At 74.0% G+C, this 17,675-nt stretch carries 12 protein-coding genes; 1 reads left to right on the forward strand and 11 read right to left on the reverse strand.

Translation table 11 applies throughout. The annotated features are described in order from the left end of the window. Positions 1–72 precede the first annotated feature (72 nt). Positions 73–249, forward strand: a complete 177-nt coding sequence (locus D6270_RS12735; protein WP_018515646.1) for a thiazolylpeptide-type bacteriocin — start codon at positions 73–75, stop codon at positions 247–249. An 80-nt stretch (positions 250–329) separates the two neighbouring features. On the opposite strand, the gene D6270_RS12740 is transcribed toward D6270_RS12735, so the two are convergent. The 11 genes from D6270_RS12740 to D6270_RS12790 form a co-directional block, all read right to left on the reverse strand. Next, positions 330–2,309 carry a TOMM precursor leader peptide-binding protein gene (locus D6270_RS12740; RefSeq protein ID WP_109165299.1) on the reverse strand — a complete coding sequence of 660 codons (1,980 nt, stop codon included), beginning with the start codon at positions 2,307–2,309 and terminating at the stop codon, positions 330–332. Further along, positions 2,306–3,061: an ABC transporter permease gene (locus D6270_RS12745; protein ID WP_109165298.1), complete on the reverse strand. Its 756-nt coding sequence runs from the start codon at positions 3,059–3,061 to the stop codon at positions 2,306–2,308. The genes D6270_RS12740 and D6270_RS12745 overlap by 4 nt, the downstream gene beginning before the upstream one ends. Before the next feature lie 52 nt (positions 3,062–3,113). Beyond that, positions 3,114–4,073: an ABC transporter ATP-binding protein gene (locus D6270_RS12750; RefSeq protein ID WP_204117126.1), complete on the reverse strand. Its 960-nt coding sequence runs from the start codon at positions 4,071–4,073 to the stop codon at positions 3,114–3,116. A 62-nt stretch (positions 4,074–4,135) separates the two neighbouring features. Further along, the gene (locus D6270_RS12755; RefSeq protein ID WP_109165297.1) at positions 4,136–5,263 is read right to left on the reverse strand and encodes a zinc metalloprotease; all 1,128 of its coding nucleotides are present in this window, start codon (positions 5,261–5,263) and stop codon (positions 4,136–4,138) included. After that, on the reverse strand, positions 5,260–6,330 hold the full coding sequence (locus D6270_RS12760; protein WP_109165296.1) for a lantibiotic dehydratase C-terminal domain-containing protein: 1,071 nt from the start codon (positions 6,328–6,330) through the stop codon (positions 5,260–5,262). The genes D6270_RS12755 and D6270_RS12760 overlap by 4 nt, the downstream gene beginning before the upstream one ends. After that, a complete protein-coding gene (locus D6270_RS12765) occupies positions 6,327–9,164 on the reverse strand; it encodes a lantibiotic dehydratase (protein ID WP_109165295.1) in 2,838 nt (945 codons plus the stop codon). The genes D6270_RS12760 and D6270_RS12765 overlap by 4 nt, the downstream gene beginning before the upstream one ends. A gap of 17 nt (positions 9,165–9,181) precedes the next feature. Further along, positions 9,182–10,765, reverse strand: coding sequence for a nitroreductase family protein (locus D6270_RS12770; protein WP_109165294.1), 1,584 nt, complete (start codon positions 10,763–10,765; stop codon positions 9,182–9,184). 53 nt (positions 10,766–10,818) lie between these two features. Continuing rightward, positions 10,819–12,897 (reverse strand): TOMM precursor leader peptide-binding protein, encoded by a 2,079-nt coding sequence (locus D6270_RS12775; RefSeq protein WP_109165293.1) that lies wholly within the window; start codon positions 12,895–12,897, stop codon positions 10,819–10,821. Then, on the reverse strand, positions 12,887–15,145 hold the full coding sequence (locus D6270_RS12780; protein ID WP_109165292.1) for a TOMM precursor leader peptide-binding protein: 2,259 nt from the start codon (positions 15,143–15,145) through the stop codon (positions 12,887–12,889). Before D6270_RS12780 ends, D6270_RS12775 begins: the two co-directional genes overlap by 11 nt. A 5-nt stretch (positions 15,146–15,150) precedes the next feature. Continuing rightward, on the reverse strand, positions 15,151–17,022 hold the full coding sequence (locus tag D6270_RS12785) for an AfsR/SARP family transcriptional regulator (RefSeq protein ID WP_109165291.1): 1,872 nt from the start codon (positions 17,020–17,022) through the stop codon (positions 15,151–15,153). Positions 17,023–17,045: 23 nt separating this feature from the next. Next, positions 17,046–17,330 carry a hypothetical protein gene (locus D6270_RS12790; protein ID WP_109165290.1) on the reverse strand — a complete coding sequence of 95 codons (285 nt, stop codon included), beginning with the start codon at positions 17,328–17,330 and terminating at the stop codon, positions 17,046–17,048. Between the last annotated feature and the right edge of the window lie 345 nt (positions 17,331–17,675).

Genomic DNA, 17,675 nt, shown 5'->3' on the forward strand with positions numbered 1-17,675 from the left:
AATGGATCCAGCACCGGGGACACCGGGCCGGAGCCACCGGCCGCCGGTCCCCACGAGACCAGGGAGAACACCATGGCCCCCAAGACCGAGCTCGCCACCCTCGCCGACGAGATCCTGGAGCTGGAGTCGGAGACCTTCGAGATCTCGGACTACTCCGACGCGGTGGAGGTCGTCCTCGCCGGTTCCACGTCCTCCTCCTCCACCTCCACCTGCTCCAGCACCACCAGCACCACCTCCTGCAGCGCCTGACACCCGTTCCCGGGCCGCGCGCGTACGCCAGCCCCCTCCGTCGGTCGGAGGGGGCTGACGTATGTGGTGCGCGGGGCCGGTCACGGGAACGGGTGCGGGACGGCCTTGATCTCCGCCTCCGGAAGGTCGTCCGCCCGCCGCCCGGCCGCCCGCAGCGCCGTCCGCAGCCGGGGCATGTGCAGGGCCCGCTGCCGGGTCCAGCCGAAGTCCAGCGGCAGCAGGCCGGGGACGGTGGTGGAGACGGTGTGCAGGCCCATCCGGCGCTGCTCGGGGGTCGTCTGGTCGACGGCGATGACGTCGTACCCGCCGGCCGTCAACTGGTCGCGCAGGCACCGCAGATCGTCCAGCAGGTCTCCCGTACGCGGGCGCAGCGGCTGCCAGTCGGCGAACGCCTCCTCCAGCGGGAGGACGGCCGCCGGCTCCAGATACTCGGCCGCGTGCCGGGTCATCGACGGCAGCCCGTACAGCTGGGCGTGGTCCTTGAGGTGCAGGACCTTGGTGAAGTCCCTTTCCATCGCCTCCAGTTCGGTGCGCCGCTCGGCCACCTGGTAGGGCAGGTGCGGGATGTAGGTGAGGACCTCCGACAGGGCGGCCTCCACCGTGTCCGCCGGGTCGAACCCCGCCGCCGCGCTGAAGGAGAGCGTGCCGTGGCCGCCGTCGCGCCGGACCGCGAGGGCGGTGACGACGGGGACGGCCAGATCCATCCGCGTGTCGAAGGCGTGGACGTCGTAGCCGTGCAGGGCGGCCCGGTCGAGCATGGAGCGGACGGCGGGGGTGGTCGCGGTGGCGAGGTCGATCGCGGTGAGGCGGGCGCGGCCGTACCAGGCGAGGAGGAAGGCGTCCCTCTCGACGAGTTCGAGGAGGCCGAAGAGGATCGCCTCCTCGGGACTGCCGCCCGTCGCACAGCCGTTGGAGCACTCGAAGACGAAGTTGTCGGCGTCGACACCGGCGCTGTAGTGCGCGAGCCGGGCCGGGACGAGGATCGGGCGGTCGTCGCGGAGGGAGTGGCCCCAGACCCAGGGGATCGCCCGGTCCGGGTCGAAGGGGCTGACCAGGGGATCGGAGGCGTACGTCCCGGGGGCGTAGAAACCGCAGTCCGCGGGGTTCAGGGCCTGCCCGGCCAGGTTGCGGTAGCTGTCGACGACCGGGGAGGTGCCGCGCCGGCGGTGGGTGCCCGCGTACCGCTCCAGCCCTTCCAGATAGGCGAGGGTGCGGCTGGTGGCGTACCGGTTGGCCTGGCCGCTCCAGGTGACGTCGTTGAGTCCGGCGTAGCCGCGTACGAAGTGGGTCCCGGCGACGGGTGCGGTGGTGGTGGAGGCGGGGTTGATCCAGGTGTCCGAACCGAGCGCCCCGCACACGGGGTTGGCGAGGGCGGCGGTCGGCAGGGGGTAGGAGTCGAGGGTACGGAGGCGGTAGCCGTCGGGGTCCGGTTTGGGGGTGGGGCCCAGCTCCATGCGGGCGGCCTCCGCCGTGTCGGGGACCTCGGTGACGCAGGCGGGGCAGAGCGGTTCGGGGAGCAGGGGGAAGGTGGCCGTGGCGAGGGTGGCCAGGTCGATGCGGGTCACCTGGGGGAGCGCGCGGTCGGCGGGGGTGGCTTCGGGGCTCGCGGGGGTGGAGCGGGGGCTCGCGGGGGCCGCGTCCGGGCGGCTGCCGTGACCGCCCAGGACCGCGCTGTACGTGGCCCAGACCGCGTCCACCGCGTACCGCGTGAGCACCGGCCAGTGCACCGCCCCCCGTGGCTCGTGCCCCAGCTCCAGCGCCTCCCGCTCGGACCGGCTCCGGAGCCGCTGCCACCGCATCGCCAGGCACTGCCCGCAGGCCCCCTCGGACGGCCCGCCGCCCCAGGGGCCGATCAGCACGGCCCGCGAGGTCAGCTGGACGTTGGCGGCGGGCCGGGTGCCGGCGTACGGGTCCCGGTGGCCGAAGCCGAGCGTGTCGGCGGCCCCGAGCGGAACGACGTAGGGGGCGGGAAGCGCCATCCCGGAGTGGCGGGCCGACAGAGCGGCCTGGAGCTGGGCGCGCGCCACGTCCAGGGGGGTCGAAGCGGTGGCCGTCGTCATGTCTTGTCGCTCCAGCGGAAGGTCTTCAGCGCCACCGCGCCGAGGACGAGGGCGAATCCGGCGAGCACCGCACAGGCGACGCCGATGTCCGTCAGAGTGCCGCCGCCGGTCAGCGCGCCGGATACCCCGTCGTTGAGGTAGCGCAGCGGCAGGACGCGGGAGAGGCTCTGCATCCACTGCGGCATGGCGTCCAGCGGGAAGAACGAACCGGAGAGGAACGCCATCGGGATCATCAGGCAGTTGGCGACGGCGGCGACCGCCTCCGGGGTCCTCGCGTAGCTGCCGACGATGACCCCGAGCGCGAGGAACGCGGTGATCCCGAGCACCAGCACCGGCAGGGCGAGCGGCCAGCGGCCGTCCAACTGGAGTCCGAAGGAGGGCAGTAGAGCAACCGCTACGAACAGCACCGCCTGTACGGCTCCGATGGCGAGCGCCAGCACATAGCGCGAGGCGAGCACGGCCGAGACGGGCGTGGGCGTCATCCGGATCAGCCGGAGGATGTCGTCGCGCCGCCACTGCATGAGGACGAACCCGACACCGAAGACGGCGGCGTTGCCGACGCCCCAGGACAGGACGCCGGGCGCGATGTAGTTGATGTAGGGCTTGCCGCTCTCCTCGACGGTCTGGCCGTGGAAGATCAGCCCGAAGACGACGAGGAAGATCAGGGGGAAGGCGAAGGTGAAGAAGAGGGTGGTGCGGTCGCGGGTGTAGGCCCGGTATCCGGCCTGGCTCAGCGCGGTGTAGGCGCTCATGAGGTGTCTCCGTATCGGTGGTTCCGTGCAAGGGGTCTGGTTCTCAACGGAGTTACGGCTGTGGGGCTCCGGTCCCGGTCAGCGCCAGGTACACGTCCTCCAGGCTCGCCGTCCTGGTCTGTACGCCCTGGAGCCCGGCGATCTCGTCGACGGCGGCCAGCACCTGGCCCGAGGTGAGGGTCTCTAGCACGATGGAGCCGCCCTCCTCGGTGACCCGGTCCACGCCCGGGATGGCGCGGGCCTGCGCGGGCGTGAGGCGGTCGGCCGGGACCAGGAGCCGGGTGGTGGGGCTGGAGGCGGCGATGAGCCGGCCGGGGCTGTCCAGGGCCGCGACCCTGCCCTCGACCATGATCGCGACCCGGTCGCAGAGCGCCTCGGCCTCGTCCAGGTGGTGGGTGGTGTAGACGATGGTGCGGCCCGCGCCCTTGAGGTCCCGGAGCACCTGCCAGAGCGAACGGCGGGCCTGCGGGTCGAGGGCGGCGGTCGGCTCGTCCAGGAAGATCAGCTCGGGGTCGTGGACGAGGGCGGAGGCGATGGCGAGCCGCTGCCGCTGGCCGCCCGAGAGGTCGTCGACCCGGGTGTCCCCCTGCTCGGTGAGGCCGACGGAGGCGAGGGCCCGCTCGGCGGCGGCCGCGTCGCACCGGTAGAGGGCGGCCATGGTGACCAGGTGTTCGCGGGCGGTCAGCCGGACGAAGAACGCGGAGCTCTGGGTCTGTACGCCGAGCCGGGGCAGCAGGGCGGTGTTGCGCGGCCAGGGGCTCTCGCCCAGGACCGCCACCCTGCCGGAGTCGGCGCGCCGCTGCCCCTCCATGATCTCGACGAGGGTGGTCTTGCCCGCCCCGTTGGGCCCGAGCAGCCCGAAGAACTCCCCGCGGGCGACGGTCAGCGAGACCCCGTCGACGGCCCGGGTGGCGCCGTACGTCTTGTGGACGTCGGCCAGGGCCACGGCGGCGGGTCCGGCGGCCGGTTCCGCCGGGGGGTCGTGCGGGGTGCGGGGGGCGGTGGACGTCATGGAACTCTCCTTGAGGGGAACATCAGGCCGTCAGCAGGCACATCGGGCCATCAGCGGGTGCATCAGGTTGTCAGCAGATGATGGGCGCCCGCGACGACCGCCGCGACCACAGCGGCGAGAACAAGCACCGTGCCCAACGCATAGGCCGGATAAGCGATTCGGGCGCGGCGGGGGTAGGCCGACGCCTCCGGGGAGCGGCGCAGCGCGAGCCGCAGGTAGCCGCCGGCGGAGGCGGCGAGACCGGTGGCCCCGGCGAGCTGGCTCGCGATTCTGTAGCCGTCCAGCGGCGGCAGCGGCACGAGCATCGCGAACGCCTGGACGCTGCCGAGGAGCAGCAGCGCGGCGAGCGCCTCGTGCGTGGCGTCGTCCAGCGGGGCGAAGAGCCACAGTCCGCAGAAGGGCAGCAGGAAGAGGAGGTTCATCACCGCGCCCGCGACAGCGGTGGCGATGCGGTGCCGACGGCGCGCCAGATAGAGGTAGTTGTCGACGGTGCAGTACATGATGACGACGGGCAGCCGCCACCGCAGCCCGATCTCCGCGACCTGCCCGCCGTAGTGCCGGGCCACCACGCCGTGGGCCAGCTCGTGGAGGGCGGTGCTCAGCCAGAGCAGGATGGCCGTACCGGTCAGCAGGACCGGGTTGGTGAACAATTCCCGGACAGCGATGAGGAGTTCACCGGTGCGGCTGGCGACGGCCGCCTCCATCGCCACGATCAGCACCAGCAGCGGCACCATCGCCCACGGTGTGAGCAGGAAGCCGAAGACCCGGTGGAGGCGGGCGGTGGTGGCGTCGGCGTCGGCGACCAGGGGGAGGGTGCCGCGCAGGAGGGTGCGGGGTTCATCCGCGACAACGGGGACCCTGGGGGCGGGCGTTCCGGCCAGCAGCCCCTTCGTCCCGAGCATGGTGAGGATCTGCTGCCAGTGCGCGTCGCCCAGCCGCCGCCCGTACTCCCCCGCGTACTCCTCACCGATCTCCGCGAGGCTCCGCTCGCCGTCCATCCGGGCGATGAGGAAGTGCTCCTTGGCGCCGACCTTGAAGGAGTTGCCGCTCCCGGTGTCCTTGATGAGGTGGACGGTCGCGGCGCCGTCGAGCAGCGGATCGCTGAGCAGGACACGGGGCCGCAGCTCGGGCCGGTAGGCGGCGAGCCCGGCAGAAGCCCCGGACACCCCGGAAGCCCCGGGCGCACTCATACGGCCCCCCCTGCGGGCCCGGCGGCGGGCTCCTTCAGAACCCGGCCCAGAACATGGCTGAGATACGCCTCGTCCCGGATGGTCACGTGCAGCCGGTTGTTGGTCATATGCATGTACGGGGAGAGCAGCAGCGGCAGCGCCACGGCCGGGTCGGTGACCCGCTCGTCCCGCTCACCGTCCCAGGACCGGAAGACCAGGTCCCCGTCGACGGCCAGCTTCCGCGCCCGGTCCCGGAGTTCGGCACAGTGCTCGGCCCACCCGGCCAGGGACCCGGGCAGCGAACCCGGGCTCCCGGGCGGGGCCGTGGCGGTCCGGATGCGGGTGAATCGGTCCCGCAGCCCGTCCGCCGTACGGGCGTAGTTCCGGTCGTACTCGTCCGTGCCGATGAAGCCGGTGCCGGGGAAGGCCCGGTGCCAGAACTCGTAGTAGCTGTCCAGGTAATGGGTCAGCTCCGCCCGCTCCGGCAGGAAGGTGGACGACATCACCATCATCAGCTGGGCCGAGGTACCGAGCAGGACCGTGCGCAGGTGCAGGTTCTTGGTGGCGAGCGCGTCGATGACCAGATCGCTGGAGTGCCGGAAGTGCCACTCGGCCAACTCGGTCCCGGCCGGGCCGCCGTACTTCCCGAACTCCGGCTCGTACGCCTCCCGGTGGCGGGAGTTGTTGGGGCGCAGGTTCATCCGGCCCTGCTCGTCCATGTAGTGGCCGCGCTCGCTGCCGGGGAACTCGATCTCGAAGAGGGTGTTGTAGAAGTCGTTGAGGAACCCGGAGTCGACCGCGTACAGCGCGGGCCGTTCCGCGAGGAAGGCGTCCACGGCCTCTCCGGTGCGGCGGGCCACCTCGGGCTCGGCGGCGGGTGAGGACGGCTTGAGGCGGAGGCGGACGTGGGGCCCCTCCAGCCAGTAGTTGATGAAGAAGTACCCGGCGAGCAGCCCGTCCGCCTCCAGCTCCGCCACCAGCGGGCGGACGCAGTGCAGGAGGAAGGGTCGGGGGTTGGCGGCGTAGAAGACATGGGTGGCCTGCCAGGCACCGGTGGTGGTCGCGGTCGTGGCGGCGGGCGGGGTCATGGGGTCCTCCTGCGGACGGGTACGGCCGTCTCCACGGCCAGTTCGGCGACATGGCGGCCGTGGCCGGAGACGGTGTGCAGCGCGTCCTCGTCGGGCAGCGCCTCCCGGAACACCACCCGGGCCTCGGGCGTCTTGATCAGGGCTTCGAAGGCCGACAGGGAGAGCGGGCTGTCGAAGTCCAGGTACTGCGGCTTGGCCCCGGTCGCGCCCCGGGCCCCGGAGTCGGACACGGTCGCGAAGACCCGGTCGGGCAGCCCGTGGTCACGCCGGAAGGCGTGCCAGTCCAGGAACCAGCCGTCCTCCGGGGCCCCGGCCCGGTGCAGCGGCAGAGCGGAGGCCGGGGCGCTCCAGCTGCGGCGGCTGAGGACCAGCGAGCCGTGCCGGACCCGGGGCCGGGTGGTGACCCCGCCCGCGTCCGGCGCGCCCTCGGGGACCCCGGCCCAGACGTTGAGCGGGGCCATGGAGGTCGGGGAGAGGAGGAGCAGGGTGCGGGGCAGTTCGGGGAGGGCGAGGGGGACGAGATAGCCGAGGTAGACGGGGATCACCTCGCGGTCCAGCCGGGCCGAGCGCAGGACCAGCCGGTCGGCGTCCGGGTCGTGGACGAGGTACAGGTCGTCCAGCGAGATCCTGAACTGCTCCTCCAGGGTTCCGCGTTCACCCGGGCAGACGATCTCGTACGGGGTCAGCCGGCCGTGCAGGTTGAGGTTGCTGGTGACCGGGCCGCCGGTGACCTCGGCCAGCACCGCCCCCTCGGGCACGATCGTCCGGGCGTCCGCGAGGAGGTGCTCGTCCAGCCCGTCGAAGAGCTGGGTGAACCGGCTGAAGGGGAACGAGACCCCGCCGTAGGACCGGTTGAGGACGACGAGGGGGTCGCCAGGGCGGTCGGCGATCTGGAGGTGGTGGCTCATGGGGGCGAAGTCCGGTGCCAGTCCGTCCAGTTCACCGGCGACCTCCGCCAGGAACGCCTCGTCCACCCGCACCTCGGCCGTCCCCGGCCCCGCCGCCTCCCACAGTGCGGCCATGCGGGCGGTGAAGGTGCGGCGGGCGGTGTCGAGGGCGCGGAGGCGATCGAGGCCGAGCCAGTTGACCTCCGGAACGTAGCTGCCGTCGGCGTCGTACGGGGTGCGGGTGGCGGTGAACGTCATGTACTGGTCGAAGAAGTCCTCGTGGAAGTCGTGGACCAGCTTCAGGAGGTCGTCACACCGGCCCCCGCGCCCGTACCGCGCGAGGAAGAAGCCCGCGAAGGTGATCCGCTGCGGGAGGGTGAGGTCGAAGGCGGGCAGCACCCGCTCCACGGCGGCCAGCGGCCCGGCCGCCAGCTCCTGCCAGGCATCGGGGTCCAGCTCCACGCTGCCGCGATCCGGGCCCGGGTCCACGCGCGCCTCCACGCTGCCGCGATCGCGACCCGCGTCCGAGCCGGACTCCACGCTGCCGCGCGCCCGGCCCTCCACCGGCCCCCCGCCCGCTCCGCCCGCCTCCACGGCCCCGCCCGCCGCCGCGTCCTCGTACACCAGCGTCTGCGGGACCTTCGCCCGGTCCGCCCCCAGCTCCTCCTCCTGGACCGCCCGCAGCCCCGCCCGCAACGCGTCCAGCAGCACGCGCCGCTCGTCCGGCGAGGCATCCGCGAACTGCTCAACGCAGCGGGCGGGCTCCTCCAGCCGGTCCGCGAGCCGGTCGGCCCAGGAACGTTCCAGACCGCGCAGCGCGCCCTGGAACGCCCGCAGTGGGTCCGTGTCGTGCACCTCGGTCCGCAGACACGGCACCTGGACCATCCCGACGTCCAGCAGCGCCCCGAGGTACTGCTCGCACTCCTCGCGCGCGGCCCCCTGGTCCCGGGCCAGCCACTCCACCAGCTCCCCGTACCGCAGCCCGCCCCCGCCCCGCTCCTCGAAGAGGCCGAGCAGCCGGTCCAGGGTGCCGCTGCGGCGCAGGAAGAACAGCCGGTCCTTCACCGCGTCGAACGTGACGGCCGTGTCGTCGTCGCCCGCCGTGACCCAGCGCCGCACATACCGCACCCGGTCGTCGTCACGGCCCCACCCGGAGGCGGGGGCGACCGGCAGGTCGGCGCGGCGGGCCGGGTCGGCGATCACGGCATCCGCGAGGCGGCCCAGCGCGACGACGTTGAGCCGGGTCTGCGCCCGCCACTCCTCGTCGACGCGCAGCCGCAGCCCGTCGGAGCCGGCGAGCGAGCCGAGCGCGACGCCGGTGAAGGTGGAGAAGGGGCTCGTCTTGCACGCCGTCCGGTAGACGTACGACAGCAGCGACCGTTCGATCTTGCGCTGCTTCTTGTCGGGGCGCGCGGCCGGACTCCCCAACCCGTGCCGGTACACGTCGAGTTGGGCGTCCAGGGCCGGTGAGGCGAGCAGCAGCGCCCGCCGGAGGCGTTCGTGACCGGCGAGCCGGCGCAGGGCCTCACGGCTGCGCCCGGTCTCGGCGGCGAGCAGACCGGCCCCCGCCTCGCGCCGCTCGTCCAGCGTGCGGCGGCCGGTGAGCCAGTCGGCGAGGGTGGCGGCGGCGGCCGGGTCCATCTGCCGTACCCGGGCGAGGGCATGGTCGGCCGAATCGGCAGTGGGCAGGCGGTTGTTGAAGATGTCCCGGCGCAGCTTCAGCAGGGCCCTCCGCAGCGGTTCGTCGTCGCTGCCGCCGATCAGGTCGTGGAGCTGGTCCCCGGCCTTCTCCGCGAGCAGCCGCAACTGGGCCGACTCGTCGAGGACTTCGTCCGCCCAGCGGCGGCTCTCCGGGCAGCGCAGCTCCCGCACGCTCTCGACCGGCAGCCCGGCGACCCGGGCCATGAACGCGGTCCGGACCGCTGCGTGGTTGGTGTGGTCGCTCATCGTCGGCTCTCCCCCGCTCACGCGATCTCGTAGCGGAAGTCGGCGGGAGCGGGCCGTTCGTTGCCGATCATCATGATCAGCAGGGGCGCCTCGCCCGTTCCTTCGAGGCCCAGCGCCTCGATGTAGGAGATGTTGTCGAAGCCGAGGGCCACTCCGCAGCCGAGATCCACGGCCGATGCGGCGGTGTAGACGGACTGGGCGACGGCCCCGATCGTGGCGTTGACCAGGCGGTATCCCCGATCGCCGACCGCGTCCAGGACGGCGGTGGTCCGGACGGTCGGCACCAGGACGGCCCCGGCCTGCTCCAGGTTGTAGTTGGCCAGGAAGTAGTTCTTCTGGAGGAACTCCCCCGGCCGTCCCTCGCTGATCCGCCGCAGGCTCCGCCGCTCCGGGTCGTAGGCGTACGACCCCGGCACCACCCCCTCCACATGGCTGACGAACACGTACAGCTTCGCCAGCCGGACATCACCCCCCGTGTCCCCGCCGAGCCGCGACCCGGCGACCGCTGCGGCGAGGCAGGCCGCCAGCTGCGGACGGGTCACCGGCTGCTGGGCCTCGAAGCGGCCGAAGCTGGAGCGGCGGTCGCGCAGGGCGGTGCGTACGTCGGTCTCCAGCGGCCGCGCGGGCGGCAGCTCCACCTCCACCGCCGCCGGGTCGACGGGGTGCGCGGCGGCCGGGGCCAGCGCGCCGGGGGCGGGCCGGGCGGTGGCGCCAGCGCAGGTGGCGGCCTGCATACGAAGGAGCGCGTCGAAGGTGAGGACGGTCCGCGAGCGCTCAACGTCTTTGCGCTGTACGGAGACGGGGGCGGCGGATCCGCCCGAACCCGGCTCGTACCCCGCCCACTTCAGCGGTACGACCGCGAAGATCCCCTCCTCCGCGGGATCGACGCCGAGCAGGGCCGCGAGCCGCTCCTCGTCGAACCAGAGCGCCGGTTCGACCGCCAGCCCCCGGGCCGCCGCCCACATCCGCCAGGTCTGGACGCAGGCGCCGAGGTCCATGGAGACGGCGTGGAAGGAGAAGCTGTTGTACTTGAAGGAGTTCTGCCAGAACTTGATGGAGAGCACCAGGTACTGATCCGTCTCCGGGCCCGGCGCGCCCTCCCCGAGCGCGTCCCGCACCTCGCCGGAGACATCCCCGGTGAGCAGCCGCTGCATGGCGTGGTGGCGGGTGGAGTAGTAGTGCACGCCCGGCGGCACGGGGCCGCTCGGCCCGGAGATCCAGTGGACGCCGACCGGGTACAGGCCGCCCCCGGAGGCCGATCCGCGCGACCAGTTGGCCAGCGGGTAGAAAGGCAGGGCGCTCAGGTCGGTGTTGGCCTGGACGCCCAGGCGGCGGCCGGTCAGCCCGTAGGAGTCGCGGAGCATGCCGGAGAGGGCGGTGAGGTCGAACTCGCCCTCTCCGGGGGCCCCTTCCTGGCACAGGCCCCGGTCGAGGGTGGCGTCGGCGGGGTAGGGGGCGTCGGGCAGTGGGAAGCTGTCGGCGCCCGGGTAGAACTTGGCCTTGCGGGGCCCGTCCTGCCAGTTCGGTACGAAGTCTGCGGGTTCCATCGGGACCCGGCCGCGGTGCATGATCGCGGCGGCGTATTCATGGGCGTATCCCATGGCGAGCTCCTTGGTCACGGCAGGGAGGGGAGCGGAAGGCGGAGGGGGCGCGGTCATGGGAACGGGTGCGGGGCCGGGTTGAGGTCGGCGTCGGTGAGGTCCGCCGTACGCAGCCCCGCCTCACGCAGCGCGGTGCGCAGCCGGGGCATCCGCAGAGCCCGCTGCCTGCTCCAGCCGAAGTCGATCGGCAGCAGGCCGGGCACGAGGACGCTCACCGTGGTCAGGCCCAGCGCCCGCTGTTCGGGCATGGTCTGGTCGACCACCACCACGTCGAACCCGGCACCCGTGACGGCGTCCACGCACCGCCGAAGGTCCTCGCGCAGGTCGTCGGAGACGGGGAGGACCGGCCGGCCGCCGGGCCCGTCCCCGTACAACTCCTCCAAGGAGCGCGCGGGTGGGCGTGCCGCTCCCGGCGCGCCGAGCAGGAAGTCCGCGTGGTCGCCCATCTCCGGGATGCCGTACGCCAACGGGTGGTCGTGGAGCGCCGCCACCTTCTCGAAGTCGTACGCCATCGCCCGCAGCCGCTCCTCGTCGCGCTCGGTGCGGCCCTGGAGGTTGACGGCGTCGGTGGCGATCTCGCAGAGCGCCCCGGTGAGTGCCGCTTCCGGGTCGAGTCCGGCGCCCGCGCCGAAGCACATCCGGCCGAGGCCGCCGTCGGGGCGGACGGCGACCCCGGTGACGACGGGGATCGGGAAGGAGATCCGGGTGTCGAAGAACCGGGCCTCGTAGCCGTACATCTCCAGCCGGTCCACCATCTGCCGGGTGGCCGGGCGGCGGCTGGTGCGCGGATCGATCTCGGGCAGCCCGGCCCGCCCGTACCAGGAGAGCAGGAACGCGTCCCGCTCCACGACCTCCATCAGCCCGAAGTAGACGGCCTCCTCCAACGCACCGCCTGACGCACAGCCGTTGGAGCTCTCCTGCACGAACCGGTTCTCCAGGCCGGGCGCGTGGTAGTACGTGAGCACCTCCGGCACGAGAACCGTCCGCTCGTCCCGCAGCGACCAGCCCCGCACCCACGGGATCTCCCGGTCCGAAGTGAACGGCAGGACACGGGGGTTGGCCGTGTGGAAGGCGTCCGAGTAGAGGCCGACGGTCCGGGGATCGACCGCTGCCCGGCCCTCCGCCCGGAGCCCGTCCAGGCTCGCGTGGACCTGGGCGCGCTTGGCCCGGGACCGCATGCCCGCGTACCGCTCAAGGCCTTCCAGCACCCCGATCCGCACGCTCTCGGCGAAGGTGTCGGCGTGCCCGCCCCAGAACGTCTCGCGGAGGTAGGGGCCCGAACGCATCGAGAAGCAGCCGATGGTGGCCGATGTCGAGGTGGAGGAGACGTCCTGGACGACGGAGGGGCCGAGCGAGCCGCAGACCGGGTTGGCGTACGGCTCCACGGGCAGCTCGTACGTCCCGATGTCCCGCACCCGGAAGCTGCCAGGCCGCAGCTTCGGCGCCGGCTTCAGCGTGATCGTGGCGGCCTCGTCGGTGTCGGGCTCGGGGGTCCCGCAGACCGGGCACTCGGGGTCCGGGACGAGCGGGTAGTGGCGTACGGCCAGGGTCTGGAGGTCGACCAGGTGGACGGCGGGGAAGGCCCCGGTCTCCGGTCCGCCGCCGGCCAGCCGGGCGGCGATGAGCCCGGCGATCGTCTCCGCCGCGAAGGGCGTGATGTACGGGGACGGGCCCGCCGCCCGGGTGCCGTCGCCCAGCTCCAGCGCCTCGCGCAGGGCGACCGAGCGCACAGCCTGCCAGCGGCGCTCCAGACAGCGGGAACAGGGGAGTTGGCGCTGTTCACGGGAGGCCGGGAGCTGGGTGTCCACGGTGTCTGCGGTGCCTGCCACCGGGAGCCGGGCGCCTGCGGTGTCTGCCGCCGGGAGTGGCCGGTCATGGCCCGCCGCCCCGGGGAAAGGGCCGACGACGGCGTGGCGGCCGTAGTAGCGCACGGGGACGGCGGCGGTGGCCGGGTGCCGCCCCTCCGCCCTGAACGCATCGCGTACGCCGAGGGGTTGGACCTCGACGGTCGCGGTGTCCGCCTCGGCCTCCGCCCTGCCGTGCCGGGCCAGCCCCGCCGTCAGCAGCTCCGCGAGGAGTGCGGTGGACTCCCCCAGTACGGGCGGAGCCTCCGTGAAGGTCTCAACCGGCATCGGGCCCGCCCTCGCCGTCCACCGTGAGCAGCACCCGGGCCGTGGCGATGGAGCCCGACGGCAGGTCCGCGGGGGTCGTGTCCACGTACAGGGCATCGCGCCCGGCGGACCGCAGCCGCTCCAGCACCGCGTCGAACGTGGTCTCCGCGCCCTCCACCGCGACCGACTCCCCGCGCACCGCGATCGCCGCCGGAGCCAGGTCCCCCAGCAGCGGGTCACCGAGGTCGACCACCGCGCCCGGGTCCTCGGCGGCCAGCTGGACCTGGCCGAGCAGATCGCGCAGGGCCGAGGCGGTCGCCGTACGCCGGGAGAGTCCGGCTCCGACCGCCCAACGGCCCTGTGCGGCGCTTCCGTTCGCCTCGCGGACCAGGACCGCATGGGCCGAGGTGCGCTCGGCCTCCCCCAGGTCCAGCAGCTCCACGGCGATGTCCAGGTTGGCGGCGGACTTCAGCAGGAACACCAGCTCCGGATCGCCCCCGTCGGCCGCGACCGGGCTGACCCGGGTGGTACCCCGCACCGCCCGTACCAGCGCGTCGTGCGCCAGCGCCGACAGCAGCCCGAGCCCCGCCGCCTCCGCCGCACTGCCGCCCGCCCCGGAACCGGCCCGGCTCGCCAGGTGCGCCCGGTCGCGGTTGTGCGGGCCGAAGGGGCGCAGGGCCGCCGCCGGGACGCGTACGGGCTCCTTGGTGAGGAGGGAGGTCGCGGTGGTCCAGGTGGCGACCCGGGCGCCGGTGCCGCCGCCGGTGGTGAGGGCGGCGGGGTGGAGGGCGTGTACCGGGTCGTCGTGTGCGGCGGCCGGGAGGGGCACCACGTGCTCCACGTACGCCTCCGCCGCCGCGTACAGCGCCCGCAGCCGCGCCCCCGCCAGGTGGTGCACGTCGAACGCGGCGATCCTGCGCCGCACCCCGCCCCCGAGCGCCACCTCGACCCGGCTGAGCTTCAGCGGGGTCTGGGTCAGCTCCTCGTCGTCGTACCGGCGGAAGATCCCGGTGTACGGGCGCACCAGCGCCGAACTGACCCGGTTCAACTCCTCGACCAGCGCCTCCGCGTCCCGGGCCGTCTCCACGGTCGGGGTGGCGGGCAGTGCGAGGGTCTCCGGCAGCGCGGGGGCGGGCTCGCGGGCGTCCAGGGCGGCGCAGCGGGCGCACCGGGGGTGGGGCTGGACCGGTTCGGCCATCACGTCCAGCGACTCCAGGTCCTGCACGAGGACCTGGCCGGCCGTCTCGGCGGGCAGGGCGCCGGTGGTGAGGCGGAAGACCTCGTAGCCGACGAGGTTGCCGACCATCGCCGCGACCGGGCCGGAGAGGGCGTCGCCGGAGGCCGGTACGGCTCCCGCCGCCTCGCTCCACAGCTCGGCGGCGGTGCCGGGGTCGACGTTGCCGCCGAGGCGCAGCAGCGCGCAGGACCAGCAGCCGGTGGAGGCGGCGGTGGAGAGCGGGCCGACGATCAGGCGGCGGCCGAAGAGCCAGGCGGGGATGACGGTCACGCCCTCGGGGACCCCGGCGGCCAGCAGCCGGTGGGTGCGGGCCCCGGCCCCGGCACCGGTGACCACGACGACGTCGTACCCGTCCAGGTCCGCCCAGCCCGCGTCCGGCCCGGCTCCGACCGTCCCGACCTGGGCGCCGACCCCGGCGGCCTCGGCGGCGATGTCGTCGTGGGCGGAGGCGGGCGCGTGGGCGGGGGCAGTGGCGGGCGTGTGGGCGGTGGTCGTGCCGATCCGGGCGCAGCCGTTGCGCAGCAGGCTCAGCGCGCACCAGCGGGCGGTCTCGTCGTCGCCGAGGACGGCGACGCGGGTGGTGCGGTAGCGGGCGAAGCGGCCGGGGGCGTCGTCGGTGTAGTGGTCGACGTAGGCGATCTGGGCGGCGAAGCGTTCGGCGGTCTCCGGGCTCAGCCCGGCGTCCCCGGCGGTGTCCGGGCCCGTCGCCGGGATGTCACGGGCGAAGCCACGCGCGTACAGCGTCTTGACGAGTTCGGCGGCCATCGCCCGCTGGGCCGGGCCGAACCCCGCGCACAGCTCGTCCAGGCGGTGCTGTCCCGTCAGGTGGGGGACGACGAGGGAGGCGAAGCGGTAGGCGGTGCGGCCGGTGAGGTGGAAGCCGCCGTCGGCGTTGTGGAAGAGCACTCCGCCGGGGGTCTCGGTGAACAGGACGTCCCGGCGGATGCGCGGGCGGGTCGCCGCGAGTGCGTCGAAGGCCCCGGACCCGGTGGGGGCGGCGGGGGCGGGTGCGGGGGCGGCGCTCTCGGCCATGGGGGTCACACCTTCTCTGTGCGGCGGTTGCGGATCCGGACGGTTCTTCGGAGGTGGGCGCGGAGCAGGTCGTGGATGCGGTACGGGCCCGGCGGCCCGTCCTCCAGGAGCCCGGCGTCGGCGAGTTGTTCCAGTACGTCTTCGGGGACGGGCGGGTGGCTCTTCGTGCCGCCCCCGCCGTCCATGTCTGCCGGGCGTTCCGGGGCTTCCGGGCCTTTTGTGGCCGTGGGCTCGCCCAGCAGCTCCGGCGGGCCGGTGCCGATGCGGAGGAGCGCTTCCGACAGCCGGGGGTCGAGGCGGCCGAGTGCGCGGTCGAAGAGGCCGCTGACCGAGTGGTCCGGGGAGTCGGTGAGGGTGAGGCGGGCCAGCGGGTCGTCGCCCAGCCAGTCGACGGCGTCGCCGAGCCGCAGCCCGGGGCGGGTCAGCAGGCGGGCGGTGAGGATGCGCAGGGCGGCCGGGAAGTGGCCGCAGAGCGCGGTGAGCCGGCGGGCCGCGCGGGGTTCGGCCTCCACGCGTTCCGGGCCGAGGGCAGCGAGGAGCAGCGCGTACGACTCCGCCTCGGTGAAGGCGGTGAGCCGGTGCACCCAGCCGCCGTGGGTGGCGATGAGGCCGCCGAGCCCCATCCGGCTGGTGACGACGACGGCGAGGTCCGGCCCCTCGGCCCGCACCCCCGGGGCGAGTAACGGGCGCACCTGGTCGGCGTCGACCACGTCGTCCAGGACCAGCAGGGCGCGCTCGCCCGCACGTCCGGGGCCCAGCGCGTCAGCCACCTCGGCGGCGACCTCGTCCGCCGTCCGGGGGTGGCCGTCGGCCCGGGTCATCCGGACGAGCAGCCGTCCCGCCGGGAAGCTGTCCCGCACGAGGTGGGCGACATGGTGGGCGAGGGCGGACTTCCCGATGCCGGGGGCGCCGGATACCAGGACGGTGAGGGGGCGTTGGCCGTCGGCGCCCGGGGGCGGCGCGGCGGTGAGGCGGGCGGCCATGGCGACGGCCTCCGCCTCACGGCCGGTGAAGTGCGGGACGGCGGGGACGGGGACGGCCCCCGGGGCGGCGGCCGGGAGCGGGACGGTCGCGCCCCGGATGACCCGCGAGGCGGGGGCCGGGTCCATGGCGGGCACGGCCGCCTCACCGGTCCCGAGGTCCTCGCCGCGGAGGATGGACAGCTCCAGCTGCCGCAAGGACGGCGAGGGGTCCACGCCCAGCTCGTCCAGCAGGAAACCCTTGACCCTGCGGTACTCGGCGAGGGCCTGGGACTGGCGTCCGGTGCGGTAGAGGGCCTCGATGAGCTGCTCATGGAAGCGTTCGTGCCCCGGATATACGCGCGTAGCGGTCCAGAGGTCGACCAGCGCCTCGCCGCAGCGACCGAGCCCCAGCAGCAGGTCGCAGACCCGCTCGACCGCGCGGAGCCGCTCCTCCGAGAGCCGGGGCACCTCGTCCCGGTGCAGGACGTCGGACCGTACGTTGGCGAGCAGCGAGCCCTGCCAGAGCGAGAGCGCGTCCTTGAGGGTGTAGAGCTCCGCCTCCGGGTCAGCGGCCAGAGCCGTGGCCCGGCGCACCTGGTCGCGGAAGCCGAGGAGATCCAGGGTGGGGGGTCCGGCGGTGATCCGGTAGCCGCCGGGGACCGCTTCGATGGACGTACCGGTGACCCCGTGCTTGGCGAAGAGCCGACGCAGCCGCAGGACACATGTCTGAAGGGCGGCCTTGGCGGTGGCGGGCTGGTCCTCACCCCACACCGCCCGTTGCAGATACTCGGCGGAGACCGTGGAGTTGGCGTGCAGGAGGAGCGCGGCGAGCAGGATGACCGGCTTGGAGGGCTGGAGGACGACGGCGTCGGGGCCGTCCGCGAGGGCGAGCGGACCCAGGAGCTGGAAGCGCATCACGATCCGACCCGAGGCGTCCCCTAGTCCCAGCCGTTGACCAGCTTGCACACCCGGGCGGGCCCGGATTCCGGCGGCAGGTGGCCGAGGACCCCCGCCAGCTCCGTACAGATCAGCCGGGTGACCTGCTCGTGGCCCCCGGCCGACGCGGCGTGCGTCGCGGACACGGCCGGGGCGGTCCCCTGCGGGGTGGCGGCGGCTGCGGGTCCGACGAGGAGGGTGACGGCGGCGAGGGCGATCCCGGCGGTGAGCGCGGCGGCGGTGCGGGGCGAGCGGCGCGGCTTCGGGCGGGGCGAAGTCCTGTACACGTTGTCCCCTTTCGTCGGTGAGGGTCCTTGCCGGGGTGGGTCCCGGTAGGGACGACGATGCCAGCGCGGGGCGGGGACGCAGAGGTGCAGTCGTGACAGCTTGCTGCACGCGGCTGCGGCCATCCCTGCAACAAGCTGACAGTGCCCGCCGTGACCGGCGGGCACTGTCGGGGAACCGGACGGGGAACGTGTTCGGCCCCGGGGCGTTTGGAGGAACGCCCCGGGACCTGCCGGTCATCCTACGGTGAACCCCGCCTGTTCAGGGGCCCGTTGAGAGGCCTGCCGGGGATCGGCCCCGGGCTCGCCCCGAGGCCTGCTCGGGGGGACCCGCTCCGAGGTCTGCTC

The sequence above is a fragment of the Streptomyces griseus subsp. griseus genome (assembly GCF_003610995.1).
Lineage (GTDB): Bacteria > Actinomycetota > Actinomycetes > Streptomycetales > Streptomycetaceae > Streptomyces.